General features: G+C 65.7%; 12 protein-coding genes. 3 read left to right on the top strand and 9 right to left on the bottom strand.

The genetic code is table 11. The annotated features are described in order from the left end of the window. Positions 1-408: 408 nt before the first annotated feature. The 3 genes from PMN64_RS07440 to PMN64_RS07430 form a co-directional block, all read right to left on the bottom strand. Positions 409-1,296, bottom strand: a complete 888-nt coding sequence (locus tag PMN64_RS07440; protein ID WP_411780233.1) for a 4-(cytidine 5'-diphospho)-2-C-methyl-D-erythritol kinase — start codon at positions 1,294-1,296, stop codon at positions 409-411. A gap of 288 nt (positions 1,297-1,584) precedes the next feature. Continuing rightward, the gene (locus PMN64_RS07435; RefSeq protein WP_028342976.1) at positions 1,585-3,369 is read right to left on the bottom strand and encodes a tetratricopeptide repeat protein; all 1,785 of its coding nucleotides are present in this window, start codon (positions 3,367-3,369) and stop codon (positions 1,585-1,587) included. Positions 3,370-3,906: 537 nt separating this feature from the next. Beyond that, on the bottom strand, positions 3,907-5,565 hold the full coding sequence (locus PMN64_RS07430; RefSeq protein ID WP_411780232.1) for an electron transfer flavoprotein-ubiquinone oxidoreductase: 1,659 nt from the start codon (positions 5,563-5,565) through the stop codon (positions 3,907-3,909). A 194-nt stretch (positions 5,566-5,759) separates the two neighbouring features. On the opposite strand from PMN64_RS07430, the gene PMN64_RS07425 reads away from it, so the two are divergent. Then, positions 5,760-6,572 carry a uracil-DNA glycosylase gene (locus tag PMN64_RS07425; protein ID WP_411780237.1) on the top strand — a complete coding sequence of 271 codons (813 nt, stop codon included), beginning with the start codon at positions 5,760-5,762 and terminating at the stop codon, positions 6,570-6,572. Between the two features lie 92 nt (positions 6,573-6,664). Here PMN64_RS07425 and PMN64_RS07420 read toward each other — a convergent pair whose 3' ends face one another. The 4 genes from PMN64_RS07420 to PMN64_RS07405 all read right to left on the bottom strand — a co-directional run bounded on the left by PMN64_RS07420 (position 6,665) and on the right by PMN64_RS07405 (position 11,055). Further along, entirely contained in the window at positions 6,665-8,173 is a 1,509-nt protein-coding gene (locus PMN64_RS07420) for a glycosyltransferase family 39 protein (RefSeq protein ID WP_411780231.1), read from the bottom strand. Between the two features lie 276 nt (positions 8,174-8,449). Beyond that, the gene (locus tag PMN64_RS07415; RefSeq protein ID WP_411780230.1) at positions 8,450-9,226 is read right to left on the bottom strand and encodes a ribonuclease HII; all 777 of its coding nucleotides are present in this window, start codon (positions 9,224-9,226) and stop codon (positions 8,450-8,452) included. A gap of 94 nt (positions 9,227-9,320) precedes the next feature. Then, on the bottom strand, positions 9,321-9,767 hold the full coding sequence (locus PMN64_RS07410; RefSeq protein WP_038386063.1) for a VOC family protein: 447 nt from the start codon (positions 9,765-9,767) through the stop codon (positions 9,321-9,323). 121 nt (positions 9,768-9,888) lie between these two features. Further along, complete coding sequence (locus tag PMN64_RS07405; protein WP_411780229.1) at positions 9,889-11,055, bottom strand: PA0069 family radical SAM protein; 1,167 nt, start codon at positions 11,053-11,055, stop codon at positions 9,889-9,891. A 164-nt stretch (positions 11,056-11,219) separates the two neighbouring features. Here PMN64_RS07405 and PMN64_RS07400 point away from each other — a divergent pair, with 164 nt between their 5' ends. Then, complete coding sequence (locus PMN64_RS07400) at positions 11,220-11,789, top strand: glycosyl transferase (protein WP_411780228.1); 570 nt, start codon at positions 11,220-11,222, stop codon at positions 11,787-11,789. A gap of 139 nt (positions 11,790-11,928) precedes the next feature. After that, positions 11,929-12,870, top strand: a complete 942-nt coding sequence (locus PMN64_RS07395) for a GNAT family N-acetyltransferase (RefSeq protein ID WP_411780227.1) — start codon at positions 11,929-11,931, stop codon at positions 12,868-12,870. 188 nt (positions 12,871-13,058) lie between these two features. Here PMN64_RS07395 and moaB read toward each other — a convergent pair whose 3' ends face one another. Continuing rightward, a complete protein-coding gene (gene moaB, locus PMN64_RS07390; protein WP_028342967.1) occupies positions 13,059-13,622 on the bottom strand; it encodes a molybdenum cofactor biosynthesis protein B in 564 nt (187 codons plus the stop codon). A gap of 181 nt (positions 13,623-13,803) precedes the next feature. Then, complete coding sequence (locus PMN64_RS07385; protein WP_411780226.1) at positions 13,804-14,742, bottom strand: neutral zinc metallopeptidase; 939 nt, start codon at positions 14,740-14,742, stop codon at positions 13,804-13,806. Positions 14,743-14,810: the final 68 nt, after the last annotated feature.

Raw genomic sequence — 14,810 nt, 5'->3', positions numbered from 1 at the left:
ACACTCCGGCTTTCCCTGCGCGATGGGCTACGGCTTATACGTGCTCTCCCCGGTGAGACTGGGCTTTTTTGTCACCGTCTTCACAAAACGCGTTTGCGCTCTGCGAAAAGACACCTGCCGCTAGGGCGTCAGGCCTGCACGACTTCGCCGTCCGCTTCACGCGCACTCGTCAGTTGCGCAATCGGCGTCCACCGCATCTCGACCCACGTTCGTGACGACCGCGAAGCGCCCCTCGATCGGGTGAGACGGACGAACCATATACTGAGTTACGCTTCGGATAAAGCGAAATATTTTCGCGCGCGAGGATTGACAGGTTTTTGCTGAGTTGCCCGTCGGGGCAGTTTGTCGCACCACGTCATACCCCGGTGCGCGATTGCGTACCGAGGAATCAAAGGGAGAGGCGCGAACTCAGCTCAGCGTGCCCGCGTGCACCCACCAGGTGGGATGCCCGGCGCGGAGCTGTTCGCCGGCAGCCTCGGCGTCGGCGTCGGTTCCGAACACGGCAAAGCAGGTCGCGCCGGAGCCCGACATACGCACCAGACGAACGTCCCTGGTCTCGCGCAGCGCGAATAACACATCACTGATGACGGGCTCGATGCGCGCCGCGGGGCCTTCGAGATCGTTGGTGCCGCGCTCCAGCGCCGCGATCCAATCGTCGATCGCGCGGCCGGCTTCCGGCCATGACGGCGCCTGCATCACGACATCGGTGGCGCCGATCAGGAGCTCGCCATTGCGCAGGCCGAGCGCATTGAAGACGTCCCTCGTCGCAACCGGCACGCGCGGATTGACCAGCACGCACGGCATTTTCGGCAGGTCGAGCGGCAGCAGGCCTTCGCCGACGCCGGTCATGTCGCAGGCGCGCGAGGCGACGCACACCGGCACGTCGGCGCCGGTCTGCAGCGCGACCTCCATGATCCTGCGATCGTCGAGCGAAAGCTCGTTGAGCCGCGCCAACAGCCGCAGCGCCGCCGCGGCGTCCGCCGAGCCGCCGCCGATGCCGGCCGCAACCGGCAGCACCTTCTCCAGCGTGAAGTGGCCGATCTCGAGATCCGCGACGCGCTCGCCGAGCAGCCGGGCGGCCTTGAGCACCAGATTGTCAGAGGTGTTGCCGCAGGCATCGGCCAGCGGCCCCGCCATCGTCAAAGACAACTCGGGTCCCGGCTCGAGCGTGAGACGATCGGCGCAATCGGCAAACGCGACGACGCTCTCCAAGTCGTGAAACCCGTCGACGCGCCGCCCGACAACCTTCAGCGTCAGGTTGACCTTGGCACGCCCTTCTTCAATCAACGCCGGCACGGCGATAAACCCCTAAAAAACAAACATCATGATGCGATTAGCGTAAATCGCCGCACGATCCTATCCCTTTGTTTGGATGGAAATTCCAAGGGTATCCCGGCCCGAGCGCCGCATCCACCGCCGTCGTCCCTGCCTGGTGCGCAATAGCGCACGTGAGCAGGGACGCATGCTCCGCGGCGGATTTTGTGAGCGGGATTCGTCGTTCGGGCAGTCTGCGACAATGATTATCGGTGGTTATGGGTCCCTGCTTTTGCAGGGACGACGCCGAATTTGTCGCACCAGCAAGCCCTAGCCGCCCTTGCCGTCGTCGTCCTTCTTCTTCTCGGCAGCGGCGGCGTTGGAGGTATCGTCCGGCAGGCCATTGTCGATCTTGGCCTGGATCTTCGGCAGCTCTTCCGGCTCGGGCTTGAGGTCGCGGGCATGCGCCCACTGGAACTTGGCTTCCAGGGTGCGGCCGACGCGCCAGTAGGCGTCGCCGAGATGGTCGTTGATGGTCGGATCTTCCGGCTTCAGATCGATCGCGCGCTCGAGGTTCTTCACCGCCTCCTCGTAATTGCCGATCCGGTAATAGGCCCAGCCGAGCGAGTCGACGATGTAGCCGTCGTCAGGACGCTGATCGACGGCACGCTTGATCATCTTCATGCCTTCGTCGAGGTTGATGCCCTGGTCGATCCAGGAATAGCCGAGATAGTTCAGCACATGCGGCTGCTCGGGCTGCAGCTCGAGCGCCTTGCGCATGTCGGCCTCGGCCTTGTTCCACTGCTTGGAGCGCTCCTCGCAGATGCCCCGATAGTAATAGGTGACCCAGGCGTTCTTGTCGCCGCCGGCCGGCAGCGCGTCGATCGCCTGCGAATAGGTGGTGGCGCAGTCGGCGAACTTCTTGCGGCCGCGCTCGATATTGCCGAGCGCCAGGATCGCCTCGATGTCCTTCGGCTGATCCGAGGTGACTTCCTTGAGGATCTTGATCGCCTCGTCGCTGCGGTCGGCGGCATCGAGATTGGTCGCGAGCTGGATCTGCGCGTTGCGCTTCAGCGGCGAGGACGCCGGCATCCGCTCGTAGACCTTGATCGCCATCTGCGGCTTCTTCACCGATTCATAGAGATCGGCGAGCGACAGCAGCGCCAGCGGATGGTTGGGCTGCAGATAGAGCGCGAGTTGCAGATAGACCAGCGCGAGGTCCTCGCCGCCGCGGCGGGTCAGCGTCGCGCCGATGCCGTACAGCGCCTCGGCCGCGCCGGCCTGCGGTGACTCGACCAGCGGCGGCAGCTTCTTGCCGGCCTTGGTCTCCTTGATGCCTTCCAGCACCAGCGGGTGACGCGGCAGCTTCTTGTCGAAGGCCTCGTACATCGCGGTCGCGGCGGCCGCGTCCTTGTTGCGCGAGGTCCAGCGCGCATATTCGTCGACCGTGCGCAGCATCGAATCGTCGAGCTTGTAGACGCGCTCGAAGCGGGCGCCGGCATCCTTCTCCTTGCCGGACAGCTCGTAGATCATGCCGGCATGCAGGTCCTTGAAGATCGGGTACCACTCGGGGCCGGTCAGCTTGTCGATCGAGGCGACCGCGGCCTTGCCGTCGCCGGCGCCATAGGCGGCCCAGGCCGACAGCAACGTCGCGACGAGATCGGTGATCGGACCGCGCACCGACTGGTTGATGTTGGACTGCGCGGCGGCATATTTCTTCAGCTTGAGATCGCGCACGCCGACGACCAGGCGCGCGACGCGGTTGGCCTTGTCCTGGGTCAGGATGCGGTCGGCAAGCTTGACCGCCTCCTCGATGTCGCCGTCGGCGAGCGAGGAGATGAAGGCGCGGTCGAGCAGCTCGGAATTCTTCGGGTCGGTGCGCAGCGCCGAGCGGTAGAACGCCGCGGCCGAGGTCGCATCGCGCTCGACGCTGGCGTGGCGAGCGGCGAGATAGCTGCCGGCCGTGGTCAGAGACTTCAGGTCGTTCTTGGACGGGAATTGCGCGGTATTGTCGGTCGGATGGTCCGGCGTTTGCGCTGCAAGCTGCGCAGGGACGGCAAGCGCCGCGGCAGCGAGAACGGCAATCGTCAGGCGGTGGAATCGGGTGGACAGCATCACGGTCGCCTTGCTCCAGGGATTTACGCCAAGATGGATTTTATGGCCAAGATCTTGCGATCAGTCTCAAAATGCGAACCCAAGCGGCGGCATCACGGCGGGGGACAATGCCGCTTTTGGCGCTTATCCGCAAGGATCGCCCAAAGGCAATCCATGACGAATCAATTGGCAGATTAGGCCTTTAGGCCCGCCGATCCAGCCAGCCCCCGCAAGACGCTTCCACTATGGCGGTATCGTGACCGGGCCGGGCATATTCGCGCGCGGACGCAAAAAGCGCCCCGGGAGGTTCGCCACGCGGCCAGTTCCACCTCTCCCCTTGTGGAAGAGGTCGGAATTCAAGCGAAAGCTTGAATTCCGGGTGAGGGATTCAAGGTCTACCCGTCGATCGAAGTCCCTCGATGGACCGGTCCCCACCCGGATTGCATCTGTCGGTGCAATCCGGCCTCTCCCACAACACGAGAGGTGCAGCGCAGGTTGCGGCAACTCGCGCGGCCGCCTCACGCAAATGTGGTCGGCCGCCTTGAGCCCACCCTCGCCTTACATCGCCTCGTAGTTCGGACCGCCGCCGCCCTCCGGCGGAACCCAGGTGATGTTGCCGTTGGGGTCCTTCACGTCGCAGGTTTTGCAGTGGACGCAGTTCTGGGCGTTGATCTGGAAGCGCGGACCTGACGACTCCTCGACCCATTCATAAACGCCGGCCGGGCAATAGCGGTTGGAGGGACCGGCGAACACGTCGTGTTCCGAGGTCTTCTGCAGATTGAGGTCGGCGACCTTGAGATGGACCGGCTGGTCCTCCTCATGGTTGGTGTTGGACAGGAACACCGACGACAGCTTGTCGAACGAGATCTTGCCGTCCGGCTTCGGATAGGCGATCGGCTGGTGCTGCTTGGACGGATCGAGCGTCTTGCGGTCCGGCTTGGCGTGCGACTGGGTGCCGAACAGCGAGAAGCCGAGCGTGTTGCACCACATGTCGAAGCCGGAGAGCGCCATTCCGAGCAGGTTGCCGAACTTCGACAACAACGGCTTGGCATTGCGGACCTTGAACAGGTCCTTGCCGATCGCCGACGAGCGCCAGGCGTTCTCGTATTCGACCAGTTCGTCATTGGCGCGGCCGGCACCGAGTGCGGCCGCGACGTGCTCGGCGGCGAGCATGCCGGAGCCCATCGCGTTGTGGACGCCCTTGATGCGCGGCACGTTGACAAAGCCCGCCGCGCAGCCGATCAGCGCGCCGCCCGGGAACGAGAGCCGCGGCACCGACTGGTAGCCGCCCTCGGTGATGGCGCGCGCGCCATAGGCGAGCCGCTTGCCGCCCTCGAACAGCTCGCGGACATCGGGATGGGTCTTGAAGCGCTGGAATTCGTCAAACGGCGACAGATACGGATCGTTGTAGTTGAGATGCACCACGAAGCCGACCGCGACGCGGTTGTCGTCATAGTGATAGAGGAACGAGCCGCCGCCGGTCTTGTCGTTCAGCGGCCAGCCGAGCGTGTGCTGAACCCGACCCTTCTTGTGCTTGGCCGGGTCGATCTGCCAGACCTCCTTGAGGCCGATGCCGAACTTCGGCGGCTCGGAGTTGGCATCGAGATTGAACTTCGCGATCAGCTGCTTGGACAGCGAGCCGCGTGCGCCTTCGGCAAACAGCGTGTACTTGCCGAGCAGCTCCATGCCGCGGGTGTAGGAATCCTTGTGGCTGCCGTCCCTGGCGATGCCCATGTCGCCGGTAGCGATGCCGCGCACCGCGCCCTTGTCGTCATAGAGCACCTCAGTGGCAGCGAAGCCCGGATAGATCTCGACGCCGAGCGCTTCCGCCTTCGGTGCCAACCAGCGGCAGACATTGCCGAGCGAGCCGATGTAGCAGTGATGATTGTTCATCAGCGGCGGCATGATGAAGTTCGGCAGGCGGAACCAGCCTTGCGACGTCGTCCAGTAGAAGCGGTCCTGCTTGACCTGCGTCTTCAGGGGACAGTCGGCATCCTCGCGCCAATCAGGCACCAGCTTGTCGAGGCCGGCGGGATCGATCACGGCACCCGACAGGATGTGCGCGCCGACCTCGGAGCCCTTCTCCACCACAACGATCGAGAGCTCCGGATTGAGCTGCTTCAGCCGGATCGCGGCCGACAGGCCCGACGGGCCGGCGCCGACGACGACGACGTCGAATTCCATAGACTCGCGCGGAGGAAGGTCTTCAGCACTCATGATCTTTGATCTCAGCCCATTGAGAACGCTTCTAAGCTTTTCAGAGGTCGTTGTTTCCGATTTTTAGCGGAAGGACAACCATGGAATTGCACTTGGCGAGGTTTCGCGCGGCCGCGACGCCACAGGAGCATAATCTTTTCCAAAAACCAGCCTCCACTTTTCCCGTTCATGCTAAAATTACACCCATGATGGCCCTGCCGCCCGAGCCCACCCCTACACTGCAGCAATTGCTTGCCTTTTACCTCGAGGCCGGGGTCGATTGCGCGCTTGGCGATGCGCCGATCAACCGGCTCGAGGAGCCCGAGCCAGTTCCCGCCCCTGCCGCGCCGCGTCCATCAGTTGCGCTCAATCCGTTGCGTCCGCCGCCGATGCCGTCAGTTCCGCGCAGCGAAATCACCGTGGCGCCGGATGCGGCGATCGCCTCCGCGCGCGAGGCGGCGCGGACCACGCCGACGCTCGAGGCGTTGCGCACGCTGATGGAGAATTTCGACGGCTGCGCGCTCAAGCACACCGCGACCAGGCTGGTGTTCGCCGACGGTAACCCGCAAGCGCGCGTGATGTTCGTCGGTGAGGCGCCCGGCCGCGACGAGGACATCGAGGGCCTGCCGTTCGTCGGCCGCTCCGGCAAGCTGCTCGACCGCATGATCGCCGCGATCGGGCTCGACCGCAGCAAGGCCTATATCGCCAACGTGATCCCGTGGCGGCCGCCCGGCAACCGCACGCCGACGCCGCAGGAGACGCAGGTGTGCCTGCCCTTCATCCAGCGCCATATCGAACTCGTGAATCCCGACGTGCTGGTGACGCTCGGCAATCCCTCGACGCAGGCGCTGCTCGCCACGCGCGAGGGCATCATGCGCACGCGCGGCAAATGGATCGACTACGACACCGGCACCCGCACGATCCGCGCCGTCGCCACCTTCCATCCGGCCTATCTGCTGCGCTCGCCGTCATACAAGCGGCTGTCGTGGCAGGATCTGCGCGCGATCGCAAAGGTGCTTGCTTCGTAGGATGGGTAGAGCGCAGCGAAACCCATCGCCGCTCCAGCCGCGGAGAGAATGGTGGGTTTCGCTTCGCTCTACCCACCCTACGAATTTGACGTCTACGTCCCCTTCGGCCGCACGATCGCCCAGCCGATCCGCAGCACCGGCTGCCGTCCGTTGACCAGCCGGTCGAACGAACGCGGCACTTCCGGCACGAGGCCGGGGAAGCGCTGCGCGATGTCGGGCGGCGGCGTACCGGCGGTGTCCTGTGCGCGCCACACCACGACGCCGCCGATCTCGTTGAATTTTGCGACCGACAGCCACGGCGTCCGCTGCGGCGTGGCGTCGAGCAAAAGATGCGGGCGGCGGCGGTTCATCGCAATCAGGCTGGCAAGTTCGGGATCGCCGGCCACCGCGCGCAGCCGCTGGTTGGTGCGGCGCTCATAGCTGTCATCGAAGAAGCGGCCCATCGCGGCTGCCGGCACCGAGGTGGACGCTTCGGTGGTGCTGGTCCAGGGCAGGAACAGCGCCGCCGCCAGCGCCAGCGCGGCGGGCGCCGCGACCGCCAGGGCCCAGACCGAACGCAGCAGCCGCTGCCGCCTCAGCGGGATCATATCGCCGGTCGCGACGACGACGGCGAGCCCGGACATCAGCAGCGCCACGCCGGCGCCGCCGAAGGCGCGATCGAGATTGAACAGCCCGGAGACGAAGCTGCTCGCGATCGCCGGCGCGAACGCGAAGAAATACACGAATTGCCGCGCCAGCGGACTGACCGGCGGACGGTAGATGATCGGGGCATCCTCGGTCTTGCCAGCGAACCAGCGCGAATTGAAGATCGCCAGCAGCGCGATCGCGGTGGTCGCTACGATCAGCCCGCCGAGCACCACGCCCCAGCGCAGCGCGCGCGCCTTGAGATCGGCGAGTGCAGGCAAGGCCGGCAGCGCCAGCACGTCGGCGCGGACCAGCCAGATCAGGTAGGGCAGCGCCAGCACGATGATGACCAGCAGCGCGTAGATCGGATCGACCGATTTGAGCATGCGCCGCCCGCGCTCGGTTGCGAGCGCAAAGCCTGTCACGAGCAGGATCATGCCGATCGCCGCCGGCGTCGTCAGCAGCAGGAGGCCGCAATCGATCGACCAGGCGAACCAGGCGCTGCGCCGGTTCTGCCCGATCAATTGCCAGGAATGCAGCAGCAGCAGCGCCCAGAGCGGGCGCGCCAGGATCAGCGGGCCGAACTCGACGCTCGGCGAGGAGAACACCACCACCGTCATCGACAGCAGCACCGCCAGCACGCCCTGCGGGCCGCCGACGATGGCGCGCGCCAGGGCGTAGAAGGCGATGAAGGTGACGATTTCGCAGACCTGCGCCAGGAGATAGACGCCGAACACGTGATTGCCGACGGCGCGGAAGGCGATGTCGGCGAGCCAGAACGCGAGCGGCGGCCCCATGTCGGTGCCGACCTGGTATTCGCGGCCGAAGGCGAGGATGGCGGCGAGGTTGCCGGGCGGGCTGCCGTAGAAGATGGCCGGCAGGAACAGCCAGATCGCGGCCTGCGCCAGCACCACGATCCAGACCACGAGGCGCGGCCGGGCGCGGATCAGTTCGACAACCAGGGAGGTAAACCGCATGAAACGCCTGAAATGCCCAGCCACCCCTATCAAGCGGCGCCATCTGATCCCGAGGGTTTTTGATAAACGGCGGCGGCGGTGGAGGCAACGGTGTCGCGCCAGACTGCACTGTAAAGTCTCAGTCTCCGCTGTCATCCCCCGCTTCCGCTGTCATCACCCGCGAAAGCGGGTGATCCAGTACGCCGCGGCCTCTCGATCAAAAACGACTGCCTCTGGAATACTGGATCGCCCGCTTTCGCGGGCGATGACAGCGTCGCGTGGTTGGAGACGGTGCGCCTACGCCGCTTCGGAGGCCGCGGCTTCGCTTTCGGCGTCGATCGTGAACAGATCCGGCTCCGCCGGGACCGGGAAATGCTTCAGCCGCGCGGCGACGACGGGCGCGAAGAAGGTGCGGTGATGGCTGCTGGGGCCGAGCCGGTCGAGCGCCTCGAGGTGCTCGGGGACCGCATAGCCCTTGTGCTGCGCGAAGCCGTAGCCGGGACAATCCAGCGCCAGCGCGCACATCAGGCGATCGCGCGTCACCTTGGCGATGATCGAGGCCGCAGCGATCGAGGCCACGATGCCGTCGCCGCCGATCACGGCGTCGCAGTCGCAGGGCGTGGCGAGTTTGTCGCGGCCGTCGACGAAGACGTGCTTCGGCATTTCCGGCAGCGCATGCACGGCGCGCGCGAGCGCCCACAGCGAGGCGCGCAGGATGTTGTCGCGGTCGATCCGCGCCCGCGACGCCACCGCGACCGAGAACGCCGATGTGGCGCAGATCTCCTCGAACAGTTCCTCGCGGCGCTCGACGGTCAGCCGCTTCGAATCATCGAGGCCCTTGGGAATCCGATTTGGGTCCAGCACCACGGCGGCGGCGACCACCGGACCCGCCAGCGGCCCGCGCCCGGCCTCGTCGCAGCCGGCGACCGGCCAGACGCCGCGCTTGATCAGCGCGCGCTCGCGCCGAAAGCTCGGCCGCGTCACCACGATGACGCGCTTGTCCGGCCTGGCCGGCTCGGCCGGTTTCTTCTTCGACGCGGTCTTAACCGTGCTGTTGGACTTGTCCCGAATCATGCGGGGATCGTGATCAAGCCCGGCCCGCGGCGCAACCTGGAACCTGGCGCCCTTCCCCGTTATTCAATTCGCCGCTCCAATCGGGATCGGCGCTCTAATCGGGAATTGACACCCGGCGGTCGTCGCGAACCTCAAAGCCCGGCGCGCGCACCACTTCCCAGGCGTGGCCGTCGGGATCGCCGAAATAACCGCAATAGCCGCCATAGCTGGTGGGCTGCGCGGGCTTCAGCAGCCTCGCGCCTTTCGACAGCGCGAACGCCATCACGCGATCGACCTCGGCGTCGTCGTTGCAGTTCCAGGCGATCGCGACGCCGCGGAACGCTGACGGCCGCGGCTGATCCGGCAGCCCCGCATCGGCGGCGAGCAGATGCCACGGGAACAGGCCGAGCACGGTGCCGCCGGTCTCGAAGAAGGCAACCTCCTCGCCGGTCGCGCGCATCTTCCTGGTGAAGCCGAGTGATTCATAAAAGTCGATGCTGGCGCGCATGTCGCTGACGCCGAGCGTGAGGACGGTGAAGCGTGCGGTCGGGGTGTTACTCATGTTTGCACTCACTGTTTGACGTCTTCGTAGCCCGGATGGAGCGAAGCGCAATCCGGGACGTCTTTGGCCACGGGTCGACGAGCCCCGGATTTCGCTGCGTTCATCCGGGCTACGGGTCCGCCTAGAATAGACTGAGCTGCTGTCCGCTACGCTTCGGCTTGGCGAAGTGATCGGTGGTCAGCTTGGTCCGCCGCTTGTTGAGGCCGAGCTTTTCGCAGGCGATCTCGAAGCGGCGGCCGATCATCCAGGCCATCGGGCCGGTGCCCTTCATCCTGGTGCCCCATTGCGAGTCGTAGTCGCGGCCGCCGCGCATGTCGCGGATCAGCGTGAAGACGTGACGGTAGCGGTCGGGATAGTTCGCCATCAGCCATTCGCGGAACAGATCGCGCACCTCGAGCGGCAGGCGCAGCAGCACGTAGCTCGCCTCCCTGGCGCCGGCATGCGCGGCGGCATCGAGGATGCGCTCGATCTCGGAGTCGTTCAGCGCCGGGATCACGGGGGCGACCATCACCGTAGTCGGGATGCCGGCGTCGGCGAGCCGCTTGATCGCCTCGAGCCGCTTCGGCGGGGTCGACGCCCGCGGCTCCATGGTGCGGGCGAGCTTCGGGTCGAGCGTCGTCACCGAGAGCGCGACCTTGGCGAGATTGCGCTTGGCCAACCGCGCCAGGATGTCGATGTCGCGCACGACCAGCGCCGACTTGGTGACGATGCCGACCGGATGGCCGGCGCGCTCGAGCACCTCGAGGACGCTGCGCATGATCTTCCGGTCGCGTTCGATCGGCTGATAGGGATCGGTGTTGGTGCCGATCGCGATCATCCGGGCCTCGTAGTCCGGCGCCGCCAGTTCCTTCTCGAGCAGCGCGGGTGCGTCCGGCTTGGCGAACAGCTTCGATTCGAAGTCCAGCCCCGGCGACAGGCCGAGATAGGCGTGGGTCGGCCGCGCGAAGCAATAGACGCAGCCATGCTCACAGCCACGATAGGGATTGATCGAACGGTCGAAGCCGATGTCGGGCGAGTCGTTGCGGGTGATCACCTTGCGTGAGGTGTCGAGCGCCACGCTGGTCGTAAACGGCGGCAAATCTTCGAGGCTCTGCCAGCCATCGTCGAAGGCGACGCGAGCCTCGGCCTCGTAGCGGCCGCTGGCGTTGGACTGCGCGCCGCGGCCGCGCCGCCGCTCGCGCTCGATCGCGACCGCAAGCTCGCGAAAAGGGGTGGGTGCACCCGCCGGGTTATCGGAGGGCGCCGTTACCGGCGGGTGCTTGAGGGCATGAGAGGATGCTCGGCTCATGTTCTGAAGCTAACACAGCACGAGAACAAATCAAGAACATGAACGGAGAAATTCCACAGAACCTTGCTACAAAATTCTGCAGGCGAACAGGCTGCTTTGAATATGACAAGGTGATAACACGGCCGGAGTTTCTCCATCGTTTGAGCCATCGAAGCCTCAAAATCATGCTGAGCGTGATCATTCCAACCGACGGCGTCGAGCGCACCGCGGTCGCAACCCTGGCGGCGCTGGTGCCGGGCGCGGCCGCGGGTGTCATCCGCGAAGTGCTGCTGGTCGACCGCAGCAACGGCGATGTGATGGAGCGCGTCGCCGACGTCGCCGGCTGCCGCTTCCTGCGCTTCGAGGGCACGCGCGCCGCGGCGCTTGCGGCAGGCGCGCGGCAGGCGCGGTCGCCCTGGCTGATGTTCCTGCATCCGGGCGCGGTGCTCGATGCCGGCTGGATCGAGGAATCCACCCAGTTCATCCAGATGGTGGCGGCCAGCGGCAAGGACCGCGCCGGCATCTTCCGCTACGCCCGCGCGCCCTACACCGACCCCGGCCTGCGCGACGGCCTCAAATTCGTCGCCCGGATGATCACCGGGCCTTCGGCCGAACAGGGCCTCTTGATCGCGCGCGAACATTACGAGCGGATCGGCGGCTATCGGCCCGACGCCCGCCGCTCCGAGGCGCGCCTGCTGCGCCGGCTCGGCCGCTCCTCCCGCACCATGCTGCGCAGCCGGATCATGGTGGCTTGAAGCGTTTTCAAGCGAAGTGGGCACCGGTTCGCGTAAAGAAAACGCGTCAAAACAAGCCTGAAGCTTAGGTTCTGTCTTCAGAACTGAAGCTTGAACAAAGCCCTTGCGGATTATTTGATTCCGTCAAATAATATATTTGATGAAATCAAATTCCCATGACGCCACCCTCGAGAGCCAGGTCGCCGCGATCCGCGGCTTCAGCCGGTTCTATACCCGCAAGCTCGGCATCATCGAGCCGAAGCTGCTGCACTCGCCATTCACGCTGCAGGAAGCGCGGATCATCTACGAGCTCGCGCATCGCGAAAATTGCACCGCAACCGACCTGGTGCTCGATCTCGATCTCGATGCCGGTTTCGTCAGCCGCACGCTGGCGGCGCTGCAAAAGCGCCAGATCGTGACCCGCAAGCCGTCGAAGGCCGACAAGCGTGTCAACGAGGTGGCCCTCACCGCCAAGGGCCGCACCGCAGCCGCCGATCTCGACAGCCGCTCGCGCAGCGAGGTCGGGGCGCTATTGAAGCAGATGGACAGCGACCGTCGCGCCGCGGTGGTGCGCGCCATGAGCACGATCGAGCTATCGCTGGAGCCGCCCGCCGGGAAACCGGTCGGCTTCCTGCTGCGCAGCCATCGCGTCGGCGACATGGGCTGGGTCGTCTCGCGGCAGGGACAAGCCTACGCGGAGGAATATGGCTGGGACATCAGCTACGAGGCGTTGGTGGCCGAGATCTGCGCGCAGTTTCTGCGATCGTTCGATCCCGCCCGCGAGCATTGCTGGATCGCGGAGGTCGACGGCGAGCCGGTCGGCTCGATCTTCCTGGTCGACGGCGGCGACGGGGTCGCCAAGCTGCGCCTGCTGCTGGTGGAGGAGAAGGCGCGCGGGCTCGGCGTCGGCCGCGCCCTGGTCGAGCAATGCATCCGCGCCGCGCGCGAGAAGGGCTACAAAAAGATGACGCTGTGGACCCAGAGCATCCTGGTCGCCGCGCGCGGCATCTACGCCCGCGCCGGTTTTCAGCGGGTGAAAGAAGAGAAGCATCACAGCTTTGGGGTCGACCTGGTCGGCGAGACCTGGGAGCTGGAGTTGTAAAGCCGCAGCGCCGAGAAGTCTGGACTGCGTAGCCCGGATGGAGCGCAGCGCAATCCGGGGCCGCGGAAGAGACTGCGCCGGATTTCGCTTCGCTCCATCCGGGCTACGGCAGCTCGCCTTTGAGATTCCGGGCTCATCGCTGCGCGATGCCCTCAGATGCGCAATTGCGCATCGGGGAATGACGGCTGCTACGCGCTCGCGCCCTTCGCCTTCGGGCGGCGCAGATGTTCATCCAGCCGCGGCATGATCTCGACGAAATTGCAGGGGCGCGTGCGGTAGTCGAGCTGCGCGGCCAAAATGCCGTCCCAGCCGTCGCGGCAGGCGCCGGGCGAACCGGGCAGGCAGAAGATGAAGGTCGCGCCCGCAACGCCGGCGGTGGCGCGGCTCTGGATCGTCGACGCCCCGATCTTGGCGTGGCTCAGCATGTGGAAGGCGATCGAAAAGCCGTCCATCCGCTTCTCGAACAGCGGCTCGACCGCCTCCGGCGTCACGTCGCGGCCGGTGAAGCCGGTGCCGCCGGTGGTGATGACGGCATCGACGGCAGGATCGGCGATCCAGCGCCGGATCACGGCTCTGATCGCCTCGACATCGTCGGTGACGATCTCCCGCGCCGCGAGCTTGTGGCCGGCCGCGGTGAGACGGTCGGCCAGCGTGGTGCCCGACTTGTCATCCGCCAGCGAGCGGGTGTCGGAAATCGTCAGCACCGCGATGTTGAGCGGGATGAATGATTTGGATTCGTCGAGTGAGGACATCTACACCTCTTTCCCATCCCGCTGACGTCATCCTGAGGTGCCCGCCTTGCGGTGGACTTGCACCGCTGAGCGAGCCTCGAAGGATGGGCCACGGGCGCTTCATCCTTCGAGGCTCGCCGAAGAGGCGAGCACCTCCCGAGTGAGCGCGAATGCGCTCATCCGGGGATGACGCGGTCTAGAGCTACAAGCTACCGCCGAACGTGTTGCAGGCCTGCACTGTGCCCTGCTGGTAGCCCCTCATGAACCACTCCTTGCGCTGCGCGGCGGAGCCGTGGGTGAAGGAATCAGGCACCACCCTGCCCGTTGCCTGCCGCTGCAGCGTGTCGTCGCCGATCGCGTTCGCGGTGGTCAGCGCGGCGTCGATATCGCCGGTCTCGAGGAAGCCCGGCCGCTTCTTCTCCTCGCGATTGACCCAGACGCCGGAGAGGCAATCGGCCTGCAGCTCGACCTTGACCTGCAGCGCGTTGGCCTCGGCCTTGCTGCCGGCCTGCTGCTGCAGCCGGTTCACGCGCGGAATGATGCCGAGCAGGTTCTGGATGTGATGGCCGGCTTCATGCGCGATGATATAGGCCGCGGTGAACTTGCAGGCGTTGCCCGAGCAGCCGCGGAAGCGCGTCTCGACCTCGCGGAAGAAGCCGGTATCGAGGAAGATGGTCTTGTCCGGCGGGCAGTAGAACGGTCCCATCGCCGACTGCGCCATGCCGCAGCGGCCGCCATTGGTGGCGTTGCGGAACAGCACGATCTTTGGACCGGTGTAGGTCTGGCCGCCGGCCTTGAAGATCTCGCTCCAGCGATCGTCGATCTCGCCCAGGATGCCGGCGATCATGCTGCCCATCTCGTCGGTCGGCGCGCCGCGCTTGGCCTGCCCGCCCGACGACTGCCGATCGGTCTGGTAGGTCGGCGCCTGGCCGCCGCCGGTGAGAATCTCGGCGCCGCCGATCAGGATGCGCGGGTCGATGCCGAAGGCATAGCCGAGCAGGCCGAGCACGATGATGGTGCCGATGCCGAGCCCGCCACCGCCCATCGGAATGCCGAAGCCGCCGCCGCCCCCTCCGCCCATCCCGCCTTCATCGCGACGGTCTTCGATGTCGTCGCTGCGGCGGAAATCATCATAGCGCATGGCGGTTTCCCTTCATTCCAGTCGGCGACCCAACGCGGGACACTCCAACTTAAAATTTCCATTCTGTT

Source organism: Bradyrhizobium sp. UFLA01-814, assembly GCF_046718885.1.
Taxonomy (GTDB): domain Bacteria; phylum Pseudomonadota; class Alphaproteobacteria; order Rhizobiales; family Xanthobacteraceae; genus Bradyrhizobium; species Bradyrhizobium elkanii.
This window is presented reverse-complemented; position numbering and strand designations above follow the sequence as displayed.

Bases quoted from the DNA above. Each gene is read 5' to 3' on its own strand.
- PMN64_RS07435 (WP_028342976.1), bottom strand. From the start codon at position 3,369: ATGCTGTCCACCCGATTCCACCGCCTGACGATTGCCGTTCTCGCTGCC.
- PMN64_RS07430 (WP_411780232.1), bottom strand. From the start codon at position 5,565: ATGAGTGCTGAAGACCTTCCTCCGCGCGAGTCTATGGAATTCGACGTC.
- PMN64_RS07420 (WP_411780231.1), bottom strand. From the start codon at position 8,173: ATGCGGTTTACCTCCCTGGTTGTCGAACTGATCCGCGCCCGGCCGCGC.
- PMN64_RS07415 (WP_411780230.1), bottom strand. From the start codon at position 9,226: ATGATTCGGGACAAGTCCAACAGCACGGTTAAGACCGCGTCGAAGAAG.
- PMN64_RS07410 (WP_038386063.1), bottom strand. From the start codon at position 9,767: ATGAGTAACACCCCGACCGCACGCTTCACCGTCCTCACGCTCGGCGTC.
- PMN64_RS07405 (WP_411780229.1), bottom strand. From the start codon at position 11,055: ATGAGCCGAGCATCCTCTCATGCCCTCAAGCACCCGCCGGTAACGGCG.
- PMN64_RS07400 (WP_411780228.1), top strand. From the start codon at position 11,220: ATGCTGAGCGTGATCATTCCAACCGACGGCGTCGAGCGCACCGCGGTC.
- PMN64_RS07395 (WP_411780227.1), top strand. From the start codon at position 11,929: ATGAAATCAAATTCCCATGACGCCACCCTCGAGAGCCAGGTCGCCGCG.
- moaB (WP_028342967.1), bottom strand. From the start codon at position 13,622: ATGTCCTCACTCGACGAATCCAAATCATTCATCCCGCTCAACATCGCG.
- PMN64_RS07385 (WP_411780226.1), bottom strand. From the start codon at position 14,742: ATGCGCTATGATGATTTCCGCCGCAGCGACGACATCGAAGACCGTCGC.